Genomic DNA, 25,746 nt, shown 5'->3' with positions numbered 1-25,746 from the left:
ACCATGAATTATTTCCAGAATAAAACCAGCAGAGCATTCATATTACTGTCTTCATCGATAGTAATATTAACCTCAGCTCAACAAAAAGATACGGTAAAAAATGAAAAGAAAATTGAAGAGGTGAAAATCACACGTTCGGCTGTAAAGTTTAAAAATGGAAAAATAATCATATCAGCAGAAAATACCCCGGTAAATGATTCTAAAAACACCTGGGAGTTTATAAAAAACTCGGGGTACGCAGATGCTTCAGAAGATGGCATCATAAAAATCAAGCAAAAATATACCACCGTATACATCAACGACAGAAAACTTCGTCTTTCGGGTTTAGAGCTTAAAAATTATTTAGAATCTATCCCAAGTAAATTGATTAAAAACATTGAAGTTATCGGTACTCCGGATTCTTCCTACTCTGCAGAAGAACAATCGATTATCAGAATAAATTTAATCAACAGCAGCATTGAAGGATTAAAACTTGGAATAGGCTCAAGCCTTGGTTTTACCAAGAAGATGAATATGTCTCAAAATTTAAATGTAAACTATAAATCTAAAAAGTTTGAGTTTAATACACTTGTAAGCAGCACACACAGCAATCTTCTTACCGAAGTAAATTCACAGAGAGAATACAAAAACAATATTTGGGATATTACTCAGGAGCAAGATATTAAGAGATCTACCAATATTTATTCTTTTTTGGTAAATTATTTTGCCAATAAAAAAAATAAATTCAGTTTGTATGCTGAATACAACCCATCTAATACCGCAAGTAAGCTAAATGCAGATAACGGCTTGCCAACAGCTGATAGAGTATCTAGAAAAGATTCTATATTTAAATACAATTCCAACTTTAAAGATAATGGGAGAAGTACCAACTTTCAGGCAAATTATAAGTTTGAGAATGATTCGGCAACCCAAAAGCTTAATATCCAGTTTGAATATTTAAATGCCAACAGAAAAACAAATAACAGTTTTAAGAATTATTATTTTCAGGATCCTGAATATTTGGATGGCAATCAGATAGACGATACATCATCAAGAAATATCAATATGTATATCGGAAATGCCAACTACACTTATCAAACGAAAAAGTTGGGAATCTGGTCAGCAGGAGGAAGGTTTTCTTATAGCGATATTAATAATCCTATCAATATTTCTGTAAACAATATGCCTTCTCAGGAAAGTTCTCAAAACTACAGCGAAGAGCAATATGCTTTGTTTTTAGAAGGCCAGAAAGAATTTGGAAAAACGTATGTAAGATTGGGAATGCGATATGAAAACAATATCACCAATTTTTTTGATAACAATCTGAAATCGAATTCATTCAAAATTGATGGTTTTTATCCTAATGTTTTAGTTCAGCACAATTTTTCAGACAATTTTCAGATGGAGACGAGTTATAAAAAAACGTTGATAAGACCAGATTATTTTCTTCTGAATCAATTAAGACGAAAAAATAGTGACGACAGCATGTTGTATACATCAGGAAACATCAATATAAGGCCTCAAATAGAGCATGAAGTTGATCTTTCTTTTTATTACAAAAATCAAATGCTATCCGTAGGCATGAATTATTCTCCCAACTACATCAGTACGCTGATTATAAAAAGAGGAGATTATCTTGTTCAGGAATACAATAATTTCAAAATGATGACTTTATATGCGAGCTTAGCGTTGAATAAAGTTTTCAAAGAGAAGTATGTGATCAAAAACTATATGAATGTGAACTATTTGCCAATTATGGAGTTTGAAGGTTTTGATAAAGGAAAAACCAATCTTGCCTTCAACAACAGAACAGTTGCCGGGATCATGTTTAAAAACGGATATGCAGCAGAAGCTTCTTATTCTTTTTCTACAAAATTTTATGATGGCTTTTTTAAACACGGGTCAACAAATAATCTTAGCTTAACCATTCAGAAAAAAATACCTCATCTTAATTTAACAACCTATGTTATTTTCAGTGATATATTAAAAGGGCAAAAAAATTATGACGAAGCCATGTATGATGTTACCTATAAAAATATGTCTTACAACGATTCCCGCAGTATCAGATTAGGATTGTACTGGACTTTTGGAAACCAAAAACTAAAAGAAATAAGAAAAGAAGGATCTCTAACCGATGATTTGAAATCCAGAAACAGAAAATAACTTAAAATTAATCATTAAAACTCATCAGAAGTTTCGTATTCAAACGATTATATGATATTTTTGCTGAAATTCTAATTTATACCAAAACAGAATTTCTAAAAACCATGCAAAAATATGAGACCTACAATAAATATGTCATAAGAAAGCCTTTATTTTCTTATGATATATTGTTTAATAACAACGAGACAAAAAACATAGAAGAAGTTGTAAACGAAATGGTTAACAATGATGATTTCGTCACCTCTATCTACTGGAGTTCACCTGATCTTTATGAAACCATCTCAGCTTATAAACAAAAATTACTCAGCCAAGATAAAATCAACAGATTATTCCATACTTTAAAAAAATATGTCATCAGGATCAGCACAAGATCTACCCCTTACGGAACCATGGCAGGTGTTGTGTTAAAAGATCTACAATCAGAAGAAAAACCTGTTCTGAAGGCTCGTAAAGCTAGAATAGATATGGATTTTTTATCTGAATTAAAATCTCACATAGAAAATAACGAATTCATTAGACCTCATTTAAAGTATAAAGCGAATAATACATTAATTAAACTTCATGGCCAGTATAGATATCAAGAACCCACGCAAAAGGAAGGAGAAGAAAAATATCAGCTGACATCTCTAGAATCTAACGAATTTCTCGATCAGCTTTATGAGTTATCAGAATACGAAGAATATAATGAAATTAAAAATATATTTCCATCTAGTTTTGAAAATGAAGAAATTTCAAGTTTTTTAGAGGAATTAATTGATATTAAATTTTTAGTTAGCGAACTTCAATCAACCCTTACCTCAGACACGGCGAAAAAGATTAAAGACACTCTCCAAAATCTATTCAATAAAGGTATTTCTGAAACTAAAATTTACTTAGATATTTTAAATAAGATAGAAAACTGTACTTCTATTTTAGAAAATACGCCTATTAATTATTTGCCGGAAGCCGAAATTAATGACATTAAAAATTTAGCAAAGGCTTTAGAAATTGAGAAAACACATATCTTTCATGTAGATTTGCAGCATAATCTGGAAAGCAATTTTGAACTGACCAATCAAAAGCTGAAAAATATCGCTCATGCCGTATCTATTCTACATCAATTTGGATCTTATAACTCGGCATATGGAGAGCTCGAAACGTTTAAACAAATCTTCAACAGTAAATATGAATCAAAAGAGGTTCCTCTTCTAGAAGTTTTAGATACAGAATTCGGAATAGGTTTTCCTGCCAATTCTCAAATCGGAAACATTCAAGGAAATAGTCTTATCGAAGGATTAGGAAAAACGAAAGACACCTCAGCAAAAAATCGAGAATCATCAAAGCTTGATCTTTTGTTAGATTTAATTGAGGAAAATAATTTCTCTAGAATTTCTCTAGAAGATCATGATTGGGGAACTTTAGAAACTGCCCCTATAAAATCACGTAATTTTCACATTGCCGGATTTCCTTATAAAGAAGGCTTCTTTTTACAAAATATTGGAACTTCAGGAGCGAATAATATTTTAGGAAGATTCGGTTTATTTGATGAAAAAATAAAAGAATTTTGTGATGAGATTCTACAACAGGAGCAAGAAAATAAAGACATTATTTTTGCCGAAGTAGTATTTGCTCCCGAAAAAAGAATCGCTAATATCGCAAGAAGACCCAAGCTTTCGGAATATGAAATCCCTATTTTTGCAGAAAACAATGATGAGACAAAAACCATTCTGCTTCAAGACATTATGGTTTCTGTTTATAGAGACAAAATTATCTTACGTTCTAAAAAACTTAATAAAAGAATAATTCCCAGGCTTTCAAACGCTCATAATTTTTATACTAGCGAAAATGCTATTTACCGCTTTCTTTCAACTTTACAATCTTCTGACCATTATAATATTCATTTAAATTTTAATTATTCTACGCTCAAGAAAAGATTTATCCCAAGAATTGTTTTTAAAGATGTTATTCTGCATCGCGCCAGCTGGATATTGCATGAAAATGATATAAAAAAAATAAAAACATCTGAAAACCCTTTACAAGCGTTGAAATTTTTTCTTCAAAAATGGAACGTTGAAAAATATATTGCTTTGATACAAAGTGATAACGAACTTTTTTTAGATACTTCGAATGATTCATATCTTCTTTTGCTACTCGAAGAATTAAAAAATAATAAACTCATTCAGTTATCCGAATGGCTTGGCGCAGTAAATGGTGAAAAAAACTTTATTGAACAGATTTTATTGCCTTTAAAAAATGTAAACTTTTCATCAGAAACATCGGTACAAATTCAAAATAAAACTATTATACAAAGAAGTTTTGCACCGGGAAGTGAATGGCTATATTTAAAAATATATTGCAATTCTAATATTTCAGATCATATATTATCTGATCTTATTTTCCCCGTTTTGAATGAATTGGTTGGAAGTAATCTCATGAAATCATCTTTTTTCATTCGTTATACAGATCCTCATTATCATATTAGATTAAGAATCGAGCTTTCCGACACAAAATATTATTCTGAAGTTCTTCAAAAATTATATACCGTATTAAATCCTTATTTTCAGGAACAAATGATCTGGAATCTGCAGTTAGATTCTTATCACCGAGAGTTTGAAAGATATTTACCGGAACATATTGAAGCTACAGAAACGGCCTTTTACTATGACAGCATCCTCATATTTCAATTGCTAAACCACGAAAGTTTCAGAGAAACTGAAGAGATGAGACTTTTTGCCGCTGTTAAAAATATTGATAAATGGCTTTCGGTTTTCAGATTTTCGTCAAAAGAGAAATTAGAGTTTTGTCAAGAAATAGAAGACTCTTTTTCAAAAGAATTCGGGTCAGAATTAAAGCGACACATTGCTTCAAAGTACAGAATTTTAAACGAAGATCTTAATAATTTTCTTAAAGAATCTATATTTGAAGAAGAATTTAATGCAAGAGATAAAAATATAAGTCAACTAATTCTTTGTAAGGAAAACTTGTCTAGCTATATTCATATGAGTATCAACAGGTGGTTTTCTTCAGAGCAAAGAGCTTTAGAATTTATGTCTTATTCTTTTGCTGTAAAATATTATAAAAGAATCTTAAGCCAAGCAAAATAATACAATGGATACACAAGGTAAAATTTCTCCCTTTTTAGAAAGAGTATCAAAATTAGATTTTGATGTTTTTTATACTCCGATCACTAGATTACTTTGCCATGTATTTATGTGGTTATTTTTCTTTTCGTTATTGTTTTTAAATTATTGGTTAGAACTGAATTTATCTTTTCAGTCTAGCTTTTTGCTTTGCGGAAGAAGTACAATAAACAACATTATTGTTTTTTACATATTTTTCTACATTATTGTTCCTATTGTTTTTAGAAGCAAGAAATGGGGAATATTTTTCATTATTCTCAGTATTCCGATTTCTATTTTTATTTGGTTATCTGCTAATTATGTTCAGTTTAATATTTTACATTATTTAGGAGTTGAGATTAATGACGGTCCTTTAAAAGATATTGTAAGCAAAAATGCACAACAAAATTATTTACAAGCTGTATCTTTCCAAAATATTTTCGGAAATGCGATGATCGTTATTTACGCTTTTTCGCCGCCTTTTTTCGTTAAAATACTTTTTGATATTACCCGCCTTTTTAATCGAACTATTTTCTTTCAAAAACAAACTTCAAACTTAGAATTACAAAATCTTAATATCGAAAAAGATTTTTTAAAGGCTCAGCTTAATCCGCACTTTTTATTTAATACACTGAATAACCTTTACGGTTTGGTTATAAAAAAAGATCCTTCCGCTCCGGAAGTCATCATCAATATTTCAGACATGATGGCTTATACATTGTACGAATCTAATACTGAAAAAGTTCCGTTGCAAAAAGAGTTAGATTTTATTGCTAATTTCTTTGCATTAGAAAAGATGAGATATTCTCCAGATTATGATATTTTGCTGGAGACTTCGATTGATCAAAATATAGAAAATACTACAATTGCGCCATTATTAAGTTTTACATTCATAGAAAACGCATTTAAGTATGGATTAAAATCTACAAAAGACAATTTTTTAAAAATAAACATCAAAATTTCAAATAATATTTTCTACCTTTCGATTGCTAATAACAAAGAGAAACAATCTTTGAAAAAAACTGTCTTAGGAGGAATTGGTGTAAAAAATGTAGAAAAAAGACTCAACCTTATTTATCCCAATCATCACGAATTAATTATTGAAGACCGAGAGACCAGTTTTTTTGTTTCCCTATCTATAAAACTAGACTGAGATGAATGAGAAATTAAGATGTATCGTTATTGATGATGAACCTATTGGTAAAGAATTAATTGTAGATTTTGTAAATACTATTCCTTTTTTAGATTTAAAAGCTTCTTTTGAAGATCCGGTAATGGCACTTACCTATTTACAATCAAATGATGTTGATATTATTTTCAGCGATATTCAGATGCCGAAAATTAATGGGATAGATCTTATTCGATCACTCACCAAACAACCTTCCATTATATTTATTACTGCACACAGAGACTTTGCTCTAGAAGGTTATGAAGACGGCGTCGTAGATTATCTACTGAAGCCTGTAGCCTACAACAGATTTTTAAAGGCGGTTAATAGAGCAAAAGAAAGATTTAGTGAATCTAATACTAAAGCATCTGCCATCACAAACCCTCCAAACAATATAATCGACAGGATTTTTATCAAAGTAAATGGTAAACTTGTAAAAGTTACATTAGAGGATATTCTTTATGTGGAGGCATTGGGAGATTATCTAAAAATTGTTACCAATACAGAATCTCACACTACTCTGGCCACATTAAAATCAATGGAAGATATCTTATCTGCTCCAGATTTTTTAAGAGTTCAGCGGTCTTTTATTGTAAAAATAACAGCGATAAAATCTGTTTCAGGAAACGTTGTAGAACTTACAAACGGAAAATCTATTACAATTGCCGCGGCAAAAAAGGATGAACTATTCAACCTTTTGGGAATCTAAGTCACATTTTCGATCAACTATTTTACTAATTTCTTCTACAAACTGCTGATATAAGATATTTGAATGTATTGCACCAATAGATTGTAAGAGATTCTCATCAAACCAATTGATAATAATTTCTTTGGAGAAAAGAGAATGTATAATAATGACAATTTTGCCATTATTAATACATTCTGCTATATAAAATTTGTCTAAATCTATAGAATCAATATCCCAAATGATGATTTGTATATCTTCATACGCGTCATTAGCTTCTTCGCATACAATGAAAAACGGCGTTTTTGTGATAAATTCTTTGAATTTATTATAAATAAGAAGATTGTCAGATATGATTTTACAATTTATCCACATTATAATGTCTTTTAAAAAAATGATGAACTTATAGAAGATATAGACGTTGGATTGGTTGAAAGAAAAGTATCGTCTCCTCCTTTTGATTTTGAGAAACTCTTAATTACTTTTTTTTTAACGACTAACTTTGATTCTTGTGTGTTTACTTGTTTTTTCATGATTGGTTAAATTTTCTGTAACAAATATGCTATAAAACAAAAAATAAATAAACTTTCATCGATAGAAAATTGCATAAAATCGTTGAAATATGTGGTTTTCCCGATGAAAGACTTAGCCCATTCCACTAAAAATACTTCAATTGATAATTATCTTGTCTATTAATTATACATACAGCAGCCAAAACATTAATATAGAAGTTTTGTAAAGCAACAATTAAAATTCACTAAATATTGAAAAATATTTTATAATTTTATAAAATTCAAACAAAATCAAAAATAATTATGAAAAAACAAATTTTATCTTTATTACTATGTGGATTTTGCATTATCTCTTGTTCAACGGAAAATATGGCAGTGAACAGTGTAGAAAATATGAAATCTGACGAAATGGTAAATTTTGACAAAGCCTTAAAGAGTCTTCTGGAACCCGAAAATCAATCGACACCAGAAGAAAAAGCAAAAAGCAAAAGCCCTGCAGCTCTTAATGACAGAAGTAAAGAAATTCTTTACATTGCTTCTAAAAAACTGATCCTTTCTAATGGAATTACAGAGCAGGAACTTAAATCCAAGACTTCCGAAAGCAAAGAAAAAACAATTTCCCTAGCTACAAAAATCTACTTCGAAAAGTATAATGACATTCAAAAAAGAATAAAATCTGAAAATTAATTATACTCCAAAATTTTCAATTTATACCAGAAAAAATTCAACCTCATTAAATTTATTTATATGAAAAAACTATTATACCTTATCGCCATATGTTTAGGTTTTACAAGCTTTGCACAAGGCTATTTACATATCTACAATTACTCAAGCTACGACCTTACGGGAAGGTTATATGCCAACGGAACAAACCCATCCTCTTGCCTTCCGGAAGTCTTTACTTCCTACAACGTTCCCGCTGGAGCTATGGTAGATATAAAATCTTTTAATACAAGTAATCTTGCAACTCCTCCAATTAACGGATGGGCGGTAAGAACAGCCCCTACTAGCGGCAGTGCAGTTAATGTTGCCGTTCCTTCAGGATTATTGATAACTATGGGAAATCTTACACGCTGGCATTTCTACTGGTTTCAAACAAGATATGCAGGAACTTCTACTCAAACGCCAGATCCCGATTTTCCTATGGGCGAGAATTTATGCGGCTGGAGCACCAATAGCACAGATGTATATGGTGTAGTGACACAGGCAAAATGGTACTACGATCCTGTAACCAACGAAACAACCCTTATCGTTAAAGATATTTAATTTTATTCGCATACTTCTAAAGAATCTGCCTCTACATTGAGGCAGATTTTTTTATTAAAACACGTCAACTTTTGGCGTACTCCATCAATAGCTTTGTATATAAGAAATCATAAAATAATAGTATGGACAAAGTGACTTTACAAAGAATTGAAAAATTACACCCTTACGTAAGAGAAGAGGTAAAACAGATTATCAAAGAATGTGACAAAGCGCTCACCGGAAGGGCAAAAATCAGAATTACACAAGGGTTGAGAAGCTTTGAAGAACAGGAAAAACTGTATGCCATCGGAAGAATTACTTCTGGTAAAAAAGTAACCAATGCCAAAGCTGGGCAAAGCATTCATAACTATGGATTTGCAGTAGATATGTGCTTGATTATTGATGGCAAAACAGCAAGCTGGGACACAGCAAAAGATTGGGATAACGACGGAATTGCCGATTGGTACGAATGCGTGAAAATTTTCGCAAAACATGGCTGGGATTGGGGCGGAAATTGGAAAACGTTTAAAGACCTTCCACACTTCGAGAAAAAGGAAATTAAAACAAAAAAAGGAGCGGTAAAAGCAACGTGGAGAAACTTAGCCAAAATGGCTAAAAACAACGATGGTTACGTGATTTTTTAATTCTCATTTATTTGAAAATATTTTTTAATACGACACGTTCTGTCGCCACCTCACACTATCTTTGTTTTATAAGAAAAGTACCAGAAATATCGACATAAAAAGCTAAAACCAATAGTCACTTCCGAGGAAAACTATTGGTTTTACTTGTCTAAAATTGTAACAAATTTCTTAAAAAATTAAATATAAAACATGAAAAAAACAACCATTCTTTCTTTGGACGGCGGCGGAATCAGAGGTATTATTACTTGCATCATTCTGCGCTACATAGAAGAGCAATTACAGATTCACGATAAGCCGAGCGCCAAGCTGGGAGATTATTTTGATCTGGTTGCGGGAAGCAGCACCGGCGGGCTGATTGCTTCCATCATTCTATGTCCCGATGAACACCGGAAAGCAAAATATTCGATCCAGAAAGGGCTTGAATTGTATGCTGAAAAAGGTGGTGATATCTTTCAGGTTTCTTTTTGGGAAAGACTCGTAAATCCTTTTGGATTATTAAATGAAAAGATCTCTCAGGAAGCTCTTGAAAAAAATTTGAATGATTTTTTCGGAAATTTAGAATTAAAAGAACTAATAAAACCATGTTTAATAACAAGTTATGACATCGAAAACAGAAGAGCAAAATTATTCAATTCTTGGAAAGCCAACCTCAGTACAGATAATTTTTATGTAAAAGACGTTTGTAGAGCAACTTCGGCGGCTCCCACGTATTTCAGTCCGGTTCAGATAAAATCGATGTACGGGCAGATTTTTAGTTTGATTGATGGCGGAATGTTTGCCAATAATCCTGCGCTTTGTGCATATGCGGAAGCAAGAAAAATTCCGTTTGCAGAAGTCTTTAAAAATCATCAGAAAACTAATCATCCTGTGGTAAATGATATGATTTTTGTTTCTATTGGAACAGGAATTGAATCAAAATCGTATTCTTTCAAAAAACTGGAAAAAGCTGGAAAAATTGGCTGGATTAATCCGATTATTGATATTTTGATGTCGGCAAATGCAGAAACCGTTGATTATCAACTTTGTCAAATGTTTCAAACATTAGGTCTAAGAAATCAGAAAAATTATTATCGACTAAATCCTTCGTTGAAGAACGCATCTCCCGCGATGGATAATGTAAAAAGATCGAATATAGAAAATTTAATCCAAGCCGGATTAAGCTATATCGACGACAACAGAGATATTCTGAACCAAATTGTTCAGAAATTAATTAAAAATAAAATCTAAGATTCAGGATTTTTACTATTCAACTAAACTTTTAAAATAAATTTGAAAAATTTAAAAACACGTCGAGTTTTGTCGCTTTCAGTAAATATCTTTGAATCAGAAAATTAAAAACAATAACCGTGAAAACTCACAATGATGAAAAATGTTAATACAACAATAAATTTCTTTATTTCAATGCTTTTATAAATCGTAAAAAGCATTCGTTAATACAATTTATTTTCCTTAATCGATCTTGATTCAGCATCTCAATAAGGTCTTACAAAGGTGCTGAACAAGAGAGATTATGCCCAATTAAGATTAGTTTGCTAGCACTAACTATATTTTCAACTTAATAATTAACATTTTAAAAACCATTCACAAATTATGGCAAATTTAGTACAAGAATTAAACAGTTTAGATTTCAGCGTTTATATTGGTGGCCCGTTACAGGCTGCAGTAAAAGCTCAAAATGATGCCTCGATGGCACAGGTAGAATTTATCAAAGAAGTGGGTTTCAACGGAAACAATCTGAGATATGTAGATTTCTCGTTCAAAAAAACGATTCCGGATGCAGTAACAGGAGTTCCGGCAGAGTCTCAGGTTACTCTACAGGTTCCATTTTTAACGATGCTTACGCTTCCTGCGATAAGAATCGATGAAATGACCATTGATTTCAATGCAAGATTGAATTCTATCGAAACACAAAGCAAAGATGCTACATTCTCCGGTTCAGCATCATTAAGTGCAAAGTTCTGGAAAGTAAAACTGAACGCAAGTGCTTCTTATAAGAAAACAACTTCTAGCACATCAACAACTGAAAAAACATACACCTTAGGCGTGCATGTAAGAGCGGTAAATGATGAATTGCCGGCGGGTCTTACAAGAGTTCTTGATATGTTGGAAGATTCTATCGCTGCAATCAACGGATTGCCTGTAGCTGCGAATTAATAACATTTTCGGATGGTTGCTCCGGCAGCCATCCTTTTTCCTCTGATTTTTAACTTAAAAACAAATTTACCATGCCAACATTAAATGAATATCTCGGCGGAATTGTATCAGAAATTACCGCAGCCAGAAAAATGGCCGATATGCAGACCGTAGAAATTGCAAAAGAATACGCAAAAGATGATCTTTTAAAACATTTTTCTATACCGAGAATGAAGGTGGGAACGGTGGATCTTACGGTTCCTTTTGCCAAAGCGGCGCCCTCTCCCATCCTGTCTTTTACAGAATTTGCTTATGCTGAAATTATCAAAGTTGCCCAAACAGATTATAATCCTTCCGACGCGAAAAGCGATAAAAGTCTTAAAGATTTTTTAGTAGATCTTCAGGTTTATTATAAAAATGGCTTGGAAAAGGCTAGAATCGACAAAGTAACCGTATTTACAGAAGCCCACATGTCTTATTTTGATGTTATTCCGGGCTATACGGCAGAATTTTGCGAAACCCTTCCTAATTTTTCGTGGAAGCTGATAAAGCCTGAAACATTGAAAGAAAAAATGTATCAGCGTATTTTTAAAGAAGCTAAGAAAACCATCGAAAATAAACCCGATAACGACTACGAAGTAATTGTAGAAGCCAGTAAACTGATGGAGCTTGATCCTAAATGCCTGATCGTTGCTAAAATGAGCGTAACCGAATCTGGAATGGAATGGTCTAAATATGAAGACATCGACGGCAATATCATCGAAACTTTAATTCCTGAATAAATATGAAAAAATCACAATTTGTTCTCATTACACAGCTTAAAGAAAAACTGATGCTCTTCCCCTCCATAGTTTCTAAACTGGAAAAAAAAGATCCGTTTTTTGTAGAAACTATTGTAGAATGGCTGAAGTCTTCGGAAGATATATTTTCCACATATAATATTAGCGCTGTATCTGAATTGGCGGGATTTAGAAGCAAAATCATCGCTACCAGAACGAACGATACACGAGGAACTAATATCCGAAAAAACCAAACCAAGGTCGCAGCCAATATTTTGTATGATATTCAAAGTACTGTTTTGACTGTTTTAATGCCTTTTGAAAAGAAAATGGATGAATGCAGAGAGCTTGTAAAGCAATTGCTTGCACTTCTTCTTCAAAAAGGGACAGAAACTTATCATCCGGAAACTTCATTTGAAGCCTTTGTAAGAACAATCTGGTACACAATGCTTTCAGATCATGAACTAAAAATGGGAGCCATTAAACTCAAGTCAATTCTTTCTGAAACAGATATTGTGATGCTTATTGGCGACGAAATTGAAATTGAAGAATTTTCTTAGTTCAAATTTCAATAATATTAAAAAAATAACTCAACGGCATGAGTTATTTTTTTGTTTTTAGCCATTTAAACAATTAATAAGCTTTTTGGCTTATAATTAACCAATATAAGTTTAAAAGCTTATAAAAAAGAGACTGATATTTTTTTGAAAAATTTTTAATAAAGATTTTATACACGTCAAGTTTTGTCGCTATCGCCGAGTATCTTTGAAGTATAAATAAAGCACAAAATTAATCATCAAAAAAAACTTTAAAAAGCCATTTGAATTCACTATCTAAAAATGTTGAACAGCCAAACGTATGTTCAAATTTTCACCAAAATCATCAAAACCAAAACATGGAAACACCAAATCACAATCCTGATAAAAATTTTGATGAAGACCTCTACACCATTGAGTGGAGCGACATTGAAAACGCAGAGATAGATTATGAAAACTACCTCAGCGACATCGAAAACTTTTTTAAAGAAGATTTTGAAAAAGATACGATTGAAGATGATATTTATTAATTAATTTCTCAAAAAGCGTCAAGTTCTGTCGCTGTCTGTTCTTACTTTTGGAGTATAAAATAAAAGCACAAAAACAATCATTTTAAACTTTAACCTCAACCTTTGAATTCACCATTCACAACATGTTGGACAGCCAGAACTGTGCTTAAAAACTAACCTTTAAAAACATACAAATGAAAAAGAAAATGTAACACAAAAAGTGAAAAAAAATTCACCAAATCACAAAAAACAAATGATCACAGTCTTTAATGAGACTTTAAATTAACACAAAAACCAAACAAAAAATTACAAAATGGCAGAAAATGAAAATGGAGCTGCAAAACCAGCAGAAAACACACCAAGTCAAACTCTTTTTAGATTTGTAAGTCTTAGAAGTCCGCAATTGTCTGACGATAAAAACCAGGATAAGAAATTTGTATTAATGCCTCAAGAGGTAAAAGAAACAGGATATTTTTACTCTCCTGTCACCAACGGAACAGGCTCAAAAAAGAAACTTTTACTTACTGAAGCCGCTAATTATGCGACATCATCAGACTGTATTGCAAAAGAAAAACCGTCTAACAATTTAGATACATTTAAAAGAACTTATAGAGTTATTTATGACTTTGCAGTTTGGCTGGCGAGAAATAAGAGCACATGCACTTTTGAAGAATTTGCACTTAAGAGAGACTCTATATTTGCCGCTACTTACGCTTTACCTGAGAAAAAAACATTATGGGATAATTTTATTTTTCAGGTAGTTACTCAAAAAGATTTCTATATTAAAGAAGTAATGATGCAGATGATTTTGGCTTTGCATACTATTCAAAACCCGAATCAAAATGAAGATCAGGTAAAAACTTTACTAGCCGCTAGAATTGTACTTCCAAAAGAAATGATGATGGATGACGATTCGTCTTCCACCTCACAAACTGTTTCAAGATTGGCTCCACCAGAGATTAAAGAATCTTTCCCAACGGAAGAAATGCAGAAGCAGCAGAAGGTTGCTTCGGCTAAAACAACAATCGACAGGTTCGAAAAGTTGAAAAAGAATTTAGTTATTGCTGAAAAACAATACAATAAAGAATATCAGGAAGCTTACAATACTCAGAAGGAGGCTTACGAAAAACACATTTCAGTTATTCTTCAACAATATCAAGATGATGTTGAAAAAGAAAAAGAAAGATTTTGCTCGGTAAGACCTTCAGGAACAACTTATGATCCAAAAGATCCTTGTATGCAGCCTAAGCAAATTCCTTATCCCAATTTACCCGTATTTGAAGTAAGCTTTAGAGATCAGATTAGCGGTCAGTCATTAGTTACTTCCTTAAAAACAGAAAACTTAGAAACCATACTTCTACTTTTAGAGTTTGATTTTTATGACAGGTTTGATATTACAAGACCTACAGAAGAAGATATTCGCCAAATCGACTATTTATTAGAAGGCCGAAATACTTTTGCAGAAATTCAAGATCTAATTATTGAATCAACTGAAAGGAATAATACTGCCATCGTAGAAAATACTACCGGGAATGAAGAAATGTATGTAAGTATCGGCGGAGTTGTGATGCCAATGGCAAGAACAGTGAGTGAAGCTTTCACTTTCCAGTTATGCCCACGAATTCCCTATAGATTACCGGTATTTGATTTAGCATTAAATGTTCCAGATTCTTCGTGGGATGTTTCTTATGCAGATTATGTAATTACTTCAAGTAGCGGAAGCTTGGGAATGAATTATTATACAAAATCTCGAAGCGGAAATACCATTTTCTTAAAAGATCTTTTCAAAGATGGAATCGACTACAGCCTTGCTGAATATGCTACCATAAATTTTAAAATTTCTTTTACCAATGGTAACATAGTCACATTTTCTGCCAGTACCTTGAATTACAAAACTTGTACTTCCGGAGCTTTTGAATATGAGGTTCAAGAAGGAGAACCACCAGTGGCGATTAGCGATGAAGATACATTTATCCCTTCAGGTTTTGGATTTAAAAGAATAGGTATTGCTGATTATCTGAAAGTAGAACAAACAACCCATGCTTATGTAGAAGGTGAAGTTGCCAATATTGAGAATATTATGGCAAGGGAATACCGCGAAAAGTCTACCAGAAGGTTAAGAAGAAGCGAAAATACTACCACTTCATCTTCAGATACTGAAAGAGAGCAGCTTTCTGACACTACAACGGCCAATCGTTTTGAAATGCAAAGCGAAATTGCCAAAATGATGCAAGAATCAACAGATTTTGGGTTAAATACAAGTTTTAGCGCTTCTTACAAACTTGGTGCTAATGGATCAATTAATGCCGCGCTTGGAACCAATTATGCGAACCATAAGTCTAAAGAAGAAAGTACTCGACAGGCAATGACTCAATCTCAAGACATTACCTCCAGAGCAATGGATAGAATTGTTGCTAAAGTGCATGAAGAAAGAATTGAGAAAATCATCGAAGAATTTGAAGAAAACAACTCTCATGGTTTCGATAACAGAAAAGGAGATAAACACGTAGTCGGAGTATACAGATGGGTAGATAAATTGATGAAAAATCAAATCTACAACTATGGCAAACGTATGATGTTCGAATTTGCCATTCCACAACCGGCTAAATTATATTTACTGGGTGCAAATGCTCTCGCAAAATTTGAAAAACCAATCGATCCTAGAACATCGAACGAATTTAAAATGAGCAATTACGCTGCTTTGAATGATGAAACAGTTTTAAAATACTGGAGCAGTAAATATAATATTGCTCTTGATGAGCTCCTTGCGGATAAAAAAGTTGTAGGCTATAGTTTCTCTGATAAAACAATGGGAGTTGATTTTGTTGATAGAGGCCAATATAATGGCTCAGGAAGATGGGCAGGATTTTTCAGTAAAGATTTTGAAGTTCCGGAAAATTATGTAGCAACTAAATTAACAGGTGATATTACCGTTAGAGGAGCAGGATGGGAAGTCGCGTCAGGTACACGTCCAACTGCAATATTAAGTATTGCTGACAAAAGAATTAAACAAACAGACGAAGGAGCCTTTGATGCTGCTAATCTTGGAACAACCCCAATAAACGTTGCTTTAGATAATCTTGAGGAAAAAGTTGGGCTATCATTAAACACATGGGACGTTAAAGCCGTTGGAGGTTCTGTAAATATTTACTGTTCTTTAAAGCCTTCATATAAAGTAAAATGGACGCAGGAAACATTTAATAAAATTATTGATGCTTACGAAAATGCTTTAGTTGAATATAATAATAAAATTGCCGAAGAAAATGCAAAAGCAGACAATATTAAAGGATCCAATCCATTATTTTACAGACAAATTGAGCAAGAGGTTCTTAAGCATAATTGTATTGCCTATTTAATTGATGATAATGCTCAAAATCAGCGTCTAGGTAAAAAAATGTATACCGGAAATACTCTTGAAAATTTTGGGGTTGATAGAACAAACCTAGATAAATATGCTTCATTAGCTAAATTTATGGAACAGGCTTTTGAGTGGGACATCATCTCATACAATCTTTACCCTTACTACTGGGCAAATAGAGAAGATTGGAAAGAAATGTATAATACCGATGAAATAGATCCTCTATTCCGTTCTTTTCTTAGAAGTGGTATGGCAAGAGTGGTTGCCACTGTCCGCCCAGGATTTGAAGATGCAGTACAATTCTATTTAGCAACCGGTAAAATCTGGAACGGAAGCGAAGTTCCTGTAATTGGAGACGAGCTTTACTTATCAATTGTTGATGAAATGAAAGAACCAAAAGGCATAAAACAAGGAAAAGCATGGTTAACAAGACTTCCGACGACCTTGAATATTCTTCAGGCAGAAAGCATTGGATTAAAAGTAGCTCACGCATTGCCTTTTACTACAGAAAATCCGGATGATTTTGAAGTTCCGTCTGAAGTGATTACGGAGGATAAATTTAATTTTGAGAAGAATGATAGTGTTTTAGGAGGAGATATTTTTGAAAAAAAAGAAGTTCAGATCACATTTAATTATATGGATCTCTCACAGTTTAAAACTATTGGAGATTTAGATAATGCTTCAGAGTTTCCTCGAACTTATGAATGTATGGGTCAAAAGTTTGAAATTAACAGAGATGCTAGATGGAAAAAAACAGATTCAATATTAAAATTTTATGATGTTATCGCAGATGAAATTACAAAAATTGATGGAATCGAAGCTTATCCAAGTGGTAAAAATGGTATTTTATTTAAAATAGATATTAATAAAGTTAAAAATTTTAGATTTTCTAAACCTCCTCATGCAGAACCTCTTGACATTTTAGAATTTACTACAGATGGAGAAGCAACTTTAAAGATGATTTATCCAGATGGTATGATAAATTCTATTGAAGACCGTATTACAGATAAAAATGGAAATAATCTTGCTCAAGAAGAATATGGAAATACAATCTCCTTATCAAGATTCCTAGTGTAATCATTTAAAAAACTAACTATGAGCCAAGTAAAACACGAGGCTATCTGGCAGCACGATCAAGTGCTGCCTTATATTCTCACAACTTTAAAAGACAAGATTGAAGAAATTACACCTGTGGAAAAAATTTTTCTTTTTGGAAGCAGAGGCAGAGTTCCTTTTGAAAACTGGAAGGAATTGGAAGGAAAAGATTGGGATGTATTGGTTCAGACGAAATTCAAACTCAAAAATGCACAGGTTCTGGTAGATAAAGATTATCATCTGGATTTGCTGGTATTGGATGAGGAAAGAATTAAAACCAATTACTCCAAAAATTTAAAAATGATTTTTCCGGTGAATGAACTTGAAAAATAATCAATTAAGCAGAGCTTACCACTCTGCTTTTTTAACCTTAAAAATCACAAAATGAGTTTAGAAATATTAAATAATAAGAATAGTGAACTATTTAATTCTAAAATTTTATCGATTGATAAACTTAATGGAAATTTAGAAAATATTAAAGGGATAAAATCATTCAATGAAATTTCTTATGAAACAAAGTTTGGAGAAAGCCAAAAATGTATAACTACAAAAGGAGATTTTTACTCTTCTAATATGGACTTGAATACATTATTTAATGATATAAGCAATAGAAGCAACGAAAAATTCTTTTTTTATTATCAAAAATATGCTTTAGAAAATCCATCTGTTGATTTAGGAATAAGCCCAACAACTTTGGGTACAATAACAACATCTTATATTCCTCCTAAATATTATGATTATCAATTGGGCACAGAAAAAAAGAGAGCTCAAGTCATAGTAGAATTGAATAGAAGAGCATGCAATATAGATTTAAAAAGTATTGGAGCAGAATATATTTTAAATCCTGAGAATCAAGAAATAAGTTTCAGTTTAAAATATATTTACACAGATTATTTAGATAAACGAAACTTTGATAACAATGGAGAATTTACCATCGATAAAGAATATAATGCAATTATCGTTAAAACTTCCGACCCCAATGCTTTTCTTTCAATAACAGATAAACTAAGTTTTAAAGCACAAGTATTAAATAAAATTATTTCATTGTTCACAAAAAAACTACAAGAGAGCACGGAAGGTAAAACTTTAAAATTTCTTTATGAAAAGATGCCCGATATTGTGGCAAAAGAAATTTTGAATAGACTATTTCAAGAAATGGGAATATCAATGACCAAAAGTAAAGATGGAGAAAATGAAGTTAATAATCCTGTAGAAAATTTGCTTTGGAAACATATAGAAATTCTTTCAAATTATGATGACAAAGGAGTTTTCAGTTGGACAAAAGATTCTAGTGGAGCCTTAATTAATTTATTTAAAGTTTTTAAAGATGGGCAATTTCTTTTCCAAAGCTTTCAAAAGAATCAAACCTTAATAAAACGTATTTTCAATAATATGAATAGAGCTTCTTTTGTAAATGGTAGAGAGACTAGCAATAAAACAGTTTTTGCCAATTTCATTAATGCTTTATGTATTCATAATAAATTTAATGGTTTAAGAATTCTAGCCAAAGAGTTTATCATTGGTAAAGATTATGCAATTTCTTCAGGCAGAATTTTTCAAAAAGAAAAGGATAATGAATTTTTCCTACAGCAACTGAAAAAGAAAATAGAAAAGAAAACAATTTATACTCCTGCAATCGTTCCGGGAAATCCAGGCACTTCGGATGAGGTCACTTCTTATGAACTTACAGAAGATGACAATGGAAATCTTTATCACCCAATGGATATTGTTCGCATTAAATATTCAGATAAAAATGATGGTTCTTTTACTTTAGTTTCTGCAATGACTATTAAAGCATTTGCTGAAGAAAGAGACCAACAACTTAGAGAAGATGCAATAAGAATTGGTTTTGACGCTTTAGGAATTATATTAGGTATTGTATTTTTTCCTGCTGGTGGAGTTATTGCGGTAACCTCAACTGTACTAGGTATAGGATTAGCCGCTATTGATATTGGATTTATTACTAATAGAGAAAACATACTTCTTGAACATGGTGGTAAAGAATTTCTAGAATCTTGGGATAAAATATATTTTGTCGGAGGAATTGCTTTAGCTTCAATTACAATCATTGAACAGGTGTTTGCGAAAAGTGTTTTTTCTTATCTAAATGCTATAAAAAATAAAAGTCCTCTTCTAGAAGTTTATGAAAAAAGTCTTGGCCAGATTTTACTTGAGCGAGAAATATTAACGTTTGCAGGCAACACACTAAAAGCAAATACTGAAATTAGTGTGAAAATTTTAGCTTATAATAGTAAAGAAATATCAAAAGCTACAGGAAATATTTTTGATTCATCTAAAAATTTATTGCCATTATATGAAAAAGGGGCCATTTTAGTTGAAGTTGGCGAGAAAGAGTATGCTCTTGTATATAAAGGGGAAAAATTAATTCAAGGTAATTATTCTAATGAAAAATATGTTAAAAATTTTTACAAAGAAATAAAGAAAATTTATCAAAATCCTACTGAACTCACCAAAACCCTTACAAATCTATGGGAAGCAAAATCTTATCAGTTGATCGAAATTTTGGATCATAGAGGTTCTCCTATCGGAGAGTTTGATGAGGTCTTTCATAATAAAAGAATTTTTGTTGAAGATAAATCTGCTCAAGGTTTACTCCAAAATATCAATCCTAAAACAGGGAAACCATGGCAAACTTTTGAAAGTTGGGCAAGTAAACAAATTTTTGAAAAAACCTATAATCGCATTAAGGCTTTAGAAGTTGCAAAATCAACTAGAGCAAGACTACCTGATGGTCTCACACCCGATGTTGCTGCTATTAGAGGTATTCGAAAATTAGAGTTTCAAATTTTAGAAACTGATATTGAAATTCAGAAAGCAGTTAACAATGAAATGCAACGATTAAAAAAAGAATTTCCACATTGGGAATTTACAGCTAAATTTGGAAAATAGTTTTAATTTAAAGTATAATAAAATGTCATATAGTATTATCGCAAAAACAAAGCATGGGGTAGCAAAAGAAATCCCTGTCTCTACGCATGATTTATTTCATAAATATTGGCTTCCTTTATTTGAAAAGCATGAAATGATTAATTTATCTAATTGGAAATTTCCTCACGATTTTGAAAAGGATGAACTAAAAGAAATTATAACAGAATGGGAAAATCTTCTTCCTTATATAGAAGGAGATTGGGAAAAAGAAAGAGCAAATTTTATACTACATCAATTAAAATCAATTAAATTTGAGGATTACGAATACATAAACTTTGGATAATTTATAAACCACCTATTTTCGGTGGTTTTTTTTAAAAGAAATATTATTCTGATAATGGCTATAACAATTTTCATATTTTGGATTTTAAATAAAACAGACACTAATTAGAAAATTTTTTTAAAAAAAACAATAATAGAACAATTTGAAAATCTAACCATTGTGTATCCAAACATTTAAAATTAAAACTATGAAATATAAATTCTCAACCAAAGTTCACGGACAAGAAGGAATCTATGGAATTGAATATGATTCTATTGATAAAAATGAGAAGGCTTTATTTGAAATAAACTCCTATATCTGGACATCAATGGAAGTACAGAATCTGATTAATGAAATTGATTCTATAACTTCAGATATCTATTTTGAGTATTCTGTTGAAGGAGGAAACTTATTAATTGTTTCTGACAAAGATGAAGCCCATATTTTCAATTTGCTTAATAAATCCCAAAAAGAAGCAGATATTATATGGCCTACATCAAAACTTATTCAATTTTTAAATGAGTTTAGAAATTTTCTAAAGAAAAATGGAAAATAATTTTCCTCACAAAAAAATAAAACACGACACCTTTTGTCGCATTAAGCCCATATATTTGTGGTAGAAAATTAAATCATGAAAAAAGATTTTTACCTTACAAGATATGCCTTAATTATAAAAAGATTAGAAAGTTCTCCGGCCACCTATTCGCAGCTGGAGGACTATCTACTCAATTCTTTCGAATTTCAGGACGCGGATATTAAAAGCTATTCTATTCGTACCTTGCAGAGGGATATTCGTGAGATTTCTGACCTTTTTAACCTTTCCATTCACAACAAAAAAAAGGGAGATAACCGTTATTATATCGAAAGTCGCCCCATCATGGAAGTGGATGAATACAACCAAAAATTATTGGAATCTTTCCAGGTAAGCAACGCGCTAAACAATCATCCTGACTTCGCCAATTATATCTTTTTTGAAAGCAGAAAACCTACAGGTGTTGAAAATTTTTATGATCTTTTCTTTGCCATCCGCAACAAAAGGGTTGCAACTTTCGAACATTACAATTACAAAAATAAGCTGATGACTTCCCGAAAGGTTCATCCGCTGGCGTTGAAAGAATCAAAAGACCGATGGTATCTTATCGCGATTGATACAAAAGATAAAGTATTGAAATCTTTCGGTTTAGACAGAATCAATTATCTGGATGTAAGCGATAAAAAATTCAAGGAAAAGTATAATTATAATTTCAAGGAACATTTTAAAAATGCTTTCGGCGTGATGAATCTGGCAGAACAAAAACCACAGAAAATTGTTCTGAAATGCAGTAAACATCAAGGCGAATACATCAAAAGTTTTCCGCTTCATCAGTCTCAGAAAGAAACAAAAGAAACTCAGACAGAGACTTTTTTCGAGTTTTTTCTGCATCCAACTTACGACTTTATGCAGGAAATTTTATCTTACGGAAAAGAAGTTCAGGTTTTGGAACCTAAAGTTTTAGTTGATGATATTCGCACGCATCTACAGGAATCACTGAACAATTATCTTGAGCAATAAAAACCGTGTTTTTATTGATTTTTTTGATTATATTTACATAAATATATCAATTTGAGACCTCTATTTCTTTGTTTGTTTTGCCTTATTTCTTCTTTTTGTTTTTCACAACAGACAGAGGAATTCAAGCATGTGCGAGGTTTCTACAATCAGCACCGAAACATGCTCACCAATGAGTTTAAAAAGAAATTTGATGCTGAAGCCAATACTTTCAGCAAAACATTGATTCGACAGGATTTTGTGCTTTTCATGAAGAAAATGGATAGTATTGAAAATGTAGCCTTGATTGGTGCTTTGCTAAAAGTGAGAAACTTAGAAGACCTCAAAAAAATCGGTCAGAAAAACGATAAAAAAGACACTGCTAATCATTTGGTTAAAACCCCTGCAAATATTGAGAAAAATGCAGATTATCCGGGAGGAATTAATGCTTTAAGAAAAGAAGTTTCCGATCTTTTTTATTCTCCGGGAGTGTATTCTGAAAACAAAACCATTAAGACTAATGTCGCGTTTATTGTTGAAAAAGACGGCAGCATCACCAACGTTCATGCGCAGGGAGAAAATTTCACTTTCAACAGACAGGCAGAAATTGCGATGTATTCTGTCTCGGAGAAATTCAGTCCGGCAGTCGTCAATGGCGAATCGGTGAGATACCGCTTTAGCCTTCCTTTAACTATGAATATCGACAGATAAATGTTTACCGACGAATATTTTATGAAAATGGCTTTGCAGGAAGCCGAAATTGCCTTGGAAAAAGATGAGGTTCCCATCGGATGTGTGATTATTTCCAACGACCGAGTGATTGCAAGATCGCACAATCTTACCGAAGCTTTAAATGACGTAACCGCTCATGCCGAAATGCAGGCGATTACTTCTGCTGCGAACTTTCTGGGCGGAAAATATCTTATCAACTGTACAATGTATGTAACGATGGAACCCTGTGTCATGTGTTCCGGAGCGCTTTCTTGGTCGCAAATTACAAAGGTTGTGATTGGCGCGCGAGACGAACAGCGAGGATTTATCAATAAAAATTTATCACTTCATCCCAAAACAGAAATTGTTACAGGAGTTATGGAAAGGGAATGCTCTTCTATAGTAAAAGAGTTTTTTAGATCTAAAAGATAATATTTTAATTTCGGATAAAGTATGATGAAAAATATCTCCCGAAATTTCACTAGACCCAGCTTCTCGATACAAAATTCTTTCAGAATTTCACTCGAAGTGATGGCGTTTTATCAATAGAATACTTTTCCCTTTAAGATAAGTTAATCCTTATTTTTAAATATAGAATACATCGGGATATCATAATATTTCCCGTCTTTCTTCAGATGTTGTTTTAAAATCGCTTCCTGCTGCATTCCTATTTTCTGCATGATCTTTCCTGACGCAGGATTATGTGGAAAATGAATTGCAAAGATTTTATTAAACCCTAATTCATTAAATCCAAAATCGACAATAGCTCTGGCAGCTTCGGTTACATAGCCTTTATTCCATAAAGCTTTTGCCATCCAGTAACCCATTTCTGCTTTATCATGACCTTCATCGTGCAGACCAATCGCTCCGATAATTTTTCCGGATGTATCGCGGATCGCGAAAGTACATCCTTTTTTGGAGTTGAACGCCTCTCTCACCAGCTTCAGCCAGAAATCACCATCTTCTTTTCGGTAGGGATAAGGGATTGTAGATGTATAATCAGAATATTCTTTATCCTGCATATATTCTACAACCAAAGGAAGATCTTCTTCTTTTAATTCAGAAAGAATCAATCTTTCAGTTTTTATTGTGGGGAAATTTTGCATTGCTTTTTTTTGAAATTCAGGCTAAGATTCAGGTAAATATGTTTTTACATTACTAAACCTCAGCCTAAACCTCAATCTTATTTATAAATCTTTTCCTAAAAAATACAATCCTTTTAAGGTATGAAGCCTGTCCATCACATGAATTTTATCCGTGAGCGGTTTGTAAACATGAGAAACTCCTCCCGTGGCAATTACGAAACAGTCATCATTTACCTCATCATTTATTCTATCGATAAAACCTTCTACCATTCCTAAAAATCCGTAAACCATACCACTTTGCATACAACTTACAGTGTCTAATCCGAGAACTGTTTTAGGTTTCTTCAGTTCAATTTCGGGAAGTTGTGCTGTGTGGCTGATTAATGAATTTAAAGCGGTAATGATTCCCGGAGCAATAATCACTCCCAAAGATTCTCCTGTCTCCGAAATACAGCTTGCCGTAAGCGCCGTTCCAAAATCTAACACGATCTTCTTTTTCCCCGGATACAGCATGTGTGCAGCGACAAGATTAGCGAAAATATCGGTTCCTCGCGACTTCGATTTTGCCTGAACAACGGACGGCGTCGTACTGTCTACGATCACAGGAACTCCTTCATGAATTTTCCTGATAGCAGCACTGATCACCTTGGTAAGCTGAGGAACCACAGAGCCAATAATCACTTTATCGATCTCTTGAGGCTCAATTTTATAAGTTTGATACAGCATCAGCATCTGTACATACAATTCGTCTGCCGTGCGGTAAGGTTTTGTATTGATGACCCACGAAATATCACAATTATCATCATCAAAAAGACCAAATCTGATATTGCTGTTTCCTACGTTAATTACGATTGAATTCATTGACATATTTTTCAGAAGAATTTCATTACATAATATTGAAACCCTTGCTTTTATTTTGAGGGAATAAATTTAATGATTTTCATAAAAACTATCCCTTAATCTCTTATAAAATGCTCTTCTGTTTAAAAATATCATGGATTAGATGAAGTGAAAATTTATTCGTGCAATAAAAACCGGATTAAGACCAAATTATTTTTACGGAGGTTACAAACAAGGTTGTTTTAAACAAAATACTTGTTACATTTATTTAAAACAACCTTGTTTGTAATAAAATACAAAATGCGGAGAGTTAAAACAGGGGTGTTTGTAACAAAATACAAACTACTTTTGTTTCCCACATATTGTTTGAAATCAAATGATGATAATTATTTAATTAACCTGAGTTCGGTTTAAGCCAAGTTTAAAAATAGTTGACCGTCATTTACTTTCTTTAAGTTTAATGACGG

At 32.3% G+C, this 25,746-nt stretch carries 23 protein-coding genes; 20 read left to right on the top strand and 3 right to left on the bottom strand.

Annotated elements, in window-relative coordinates; translation table 11 throughout:
- The first annotated feature begins 3 nt into the window (after positions 1-3).
- From OXQ85_RS19575 to OXQ85_RS19560, 4 genes are all read left to right on the top strand, one after another.
- Positions 4-2,142, top strand: a complete 2,139-nt coding sequence (locus tag OXQ85_RS19575) for an outer membrane beta-barrel protein (RefSeq protein ID WP_267406673.1) — start codon at positions 4-6, stop codon at positions 2,140-2,142.
- A 104-nt stretch (positions 2,143-2,246) separates the two neighbouring features.
- On the top strand, positions 2,247-5,225 hold the full coding sequence (locus tag OXQ85_RS19570) for a lantibiotic dehydratase (RefSeq protein WP_267406672.1): 2,979 nt from the start codon (positions 2,247-2,249) through the stop codon (positions 5,223-5,225).
- 4 nt (positions 5,226-5,229) lie between these two features.
- Positions 5,230-6,393, top strand: coding sequence for a sensor histidine kinase (locus tag OXQ85_RS19565; protein ID WP_267406671.1), 1,164 nt, complete (start codon positions 5,230-5,232; stop codon positions 6,391-6,393).
- 1 nt (position 6,394) lies between these two features.
- Entirely contained in the window at positions 6,395-7,117 is a 723-nt protein-coding gene (locus OXQ85_RS19560; RefSeq protein WP_267406670.1) for a LytTR family DNA-binding domain-containing protein, read from the top strand.
- Here the strand turns inward: OXQ85_RS19560 and OXQ85_RS19555 are convergent.
- Entirely contained in the window at positions 7,094-7,468 is a 375-nt protein-coding gene (locus tag OXQ85_RS19555) for a hypothetical protein (protein ID WP_267406668.1), read from the bottom strand. The genes OXQ85_RS19560 and OXQ85_RS19555 overlap by 24 nt on opposite strands.
- Positions 7,469-7,908: 440 nt before the next feature.
- On the opposite strand from OXQ85_RS19555, the gene OXQ85_RS19550 reads away from it, so the two are divergent.
- The 16 genes from OXQ85_RS19550 to OXQ85_RS19475 all read left to right on the top strand — a co-directional run bounded on the left by OXQ85_RS19550 (position 7,909) and on the right by OXQ85_RS19475 (position 23,786).
- Positions 7,909-8,292: a hypothetical protein gene (locus OXQ85_RS19550; protein ID WP_267406666.1), complete on the top strand. Its 384-nt coding sequence runs from the start codon at positions 7,909-7,911 to the stop codon at positions 8,290-8,292.
- Between the two features lie 60 nt (positions 8,293-8,352).
- Complete coding sequence (locus OXQ85_RS19545; protein ID WP_267406663.1) at positions 8,353-8,871, top strand: hypothetical protein; 519 nt, start codon at positions 8,353-8,355, stop codon at positions 8,869-8,871.
- A 122-nt stretch (positions 8,872-8,993) separates the two neighbouring features.
- A complete protein-coding gene (locus tag OXQ85_RS19540) occupies positions 8,994-9,494 on the top strand; it encodes a M15 family metallopeptidase (protein ID WP_267406661.1) in 501 nt (166 codons plus the stop codon).
- 189 nt (positions 9,495-9,683) lie between these two features.
- Entirely contained in the window at positions 9,684-10,721 is a 1,038-nt protein-coding gene (locus OXQ85_RS19535; RefSeq protein ID WP_267406659.1) for a patatin-like phospholipase family protein, read from the top strand.
- 363 nt (positions 10,722-11,084) lie between these two features.
- Positions 11,085-11,648, top strand: coding sequence for a DUF2589 domain-containing protein (locus OXQ85_RS19530; protein ID WP_267406658.1), 564 nt, complete (start codon positions 11,085-11,087; stop codon positions 11,646-11,648).
- A 71-nt stretch (positions 11,649-11,719) separates the two neighbouring features.
- Entirely contained in the window at positions 11,720-12,409 is a 690-nt protein-coding gene (locus OXQ85_RS19525; protein ID WP_267406657.1) for a hypothetical protein, read from the top strand.
- A 2-nt stretch (positions 12,410-12,411) separates the two neighbouring features.
- Entirely contained in the window at positions 12,412-12,966 is a 555-nt protein-coding gene (locus OXQ85_RS19520) for a hypothetical protein (RefSeq protein WP_267406656.1), read from the top strand.
- A gap of 335 nt (positions 12,967-13,301) precedes the next feature.
- Entirely contained in the window at positions 13,302-13,472 is a 171-nt protein-coding gene (locus OXQ85_RS19515) for a hypothetical protein (RefSeq protein WP_267406654.1), read from the top strand.
- Between the two features lie 292 nt (positions 13,473-13,764).
- Positions 13,765-17,886, top strand: a complete 4,122-nt coding sequence (locus tag OXQ85_RS19510; protein ID WP_267406652.1) for a hypothetical protein — start codon at positions 13,765-13,767, stop codon at positions 17,884-17,886.
- A gap of 18 nt (positions 17,887-17,904) precedes the next feature.
- Complete coding sequence (locus OXQ85_RS19505) at positions 17,905-18,237, top strand: hypothetical protein (RefSeq protein ID WP_267406650.1); 333 nt, start codon at positions 17,905-17,907, stop codon at positions 18,235-18,237.
- A gap of 51 nt (positions 18,238-18,288) precedes the next feature.
- The gene (locus OXQ85_RS19500) at positions 18,289-20,814 is read left to right on the top strand and encodes a hypothetical protein (RefSeq protein WP_267406649.1); all 2,526 of its coding nucleotides are present in this window, start codon (positions 18,289-18,291) and stop codon (positions 20,812-20,814) included.
- A 22-nt stretch (positions 20,815-20,836) separates the two neighbouring features.
- Entirely contained in the window at positions 20,837-21,136 is a 300-nt protein-coding gene (locus tag OXQ85_RS19495; RefSeq protein WP_267406647.1) for a hypothetical protein, read from the top strand.
- 187 nt (positions 21,137-21,323) lie between these two features.
- The gene (locus tag OXQ85_RS19490; RefSeq protein ID WP_267406646.1) at positions 21,324-21,671 is read left to right on the top strand and encodes a hypothetical protein; all 348 of its coding nucleotides are present in this window, start codon (positions 21,324-21,326) and stop codon (positions 21,669-21,671) included.
- Between the two features lie 75 nt (positions 21,672-21,746).
- Entirely contained in the window at positions 21,747-22,667 is a 921-nt protein-coding gene (locus OXQ85_RS19485) for a WYL domain-containing protein (protein ID WP_267406644.1), read from the top strand.
- A 129-nt stretch (positions 22,668-22,796) separates the two neighbouring features.
- Positions 22,797-23,354: a hypothetical protein gene (locus tag OXQ85_RS19480; RefSeq protein ID WP_267406642.1), complete on the top strand. Its 558-nt coding sequence runs from the start codon at positions 22,797-22,799 to the stop codon at positions 23,352-23,354.
- Complete coding sequence (locus OXQ85_RS19475; RefSeq protein ID WP_267406640.1) at positions 23,355-23,786, top strand: nucleoside deaminase; 432 nt, start codon at positions 23,355-23,357, stop codon at positions 23,784-23,786.
- 140 nt (positions 23,787-23,926) lie between these two features.
- Here the strand turns inward: OXQ85_RS19475 and OXQ85_RS19470 are convergent, their stop codons facing one another.
- Both OXQ85_RS19470 and OXQ85_RS19465 read right to left on the bottom strand, forming a co-directional pair.
- Complete coding sequence (locus tag OXQ85_RS19470; RefSeq protein WP_267406638.1) at positions 23,927-24,460, bottom strand: GNAT family N-acetyltransferase; 534 nt, start codon at positions 24,458-24,460, stop codon at positions 23,927-23,929.
- Positions 24,461-24,541: 81 nt separating this feature from the next.
- The gene (locus OXQ85_RS19465; RefSeq protein WP_267406637.1) at positions 24,542-25,300 is read right to left on the bottom strand and encodes a type III pantothenate kinase; all 759 of its coding nucleotides are present in this window, start codon (positions 25,298-25,300) and stop codon (positions 24,542-24,544) included.
- Between the last annotated feature and the right edge of the window lie 446 nt (positions 25,301-25,746).

It is taken from the genome of Chryseobacterium sp. GM_Chr_2 (assembly GCF_026540445.1).
In the GTDB taxonomy this organism is placed as follows: domain Bacteria; phylum Bacteroidota; class Bacteroidia; order Flavobacteriales; family Weeksellaceae; genus Chryseobacterium.
Note: the sequence above shows the minus strand (reverse complement) of the source record. Positions and strands in the feature narration are given on the sequence as shown.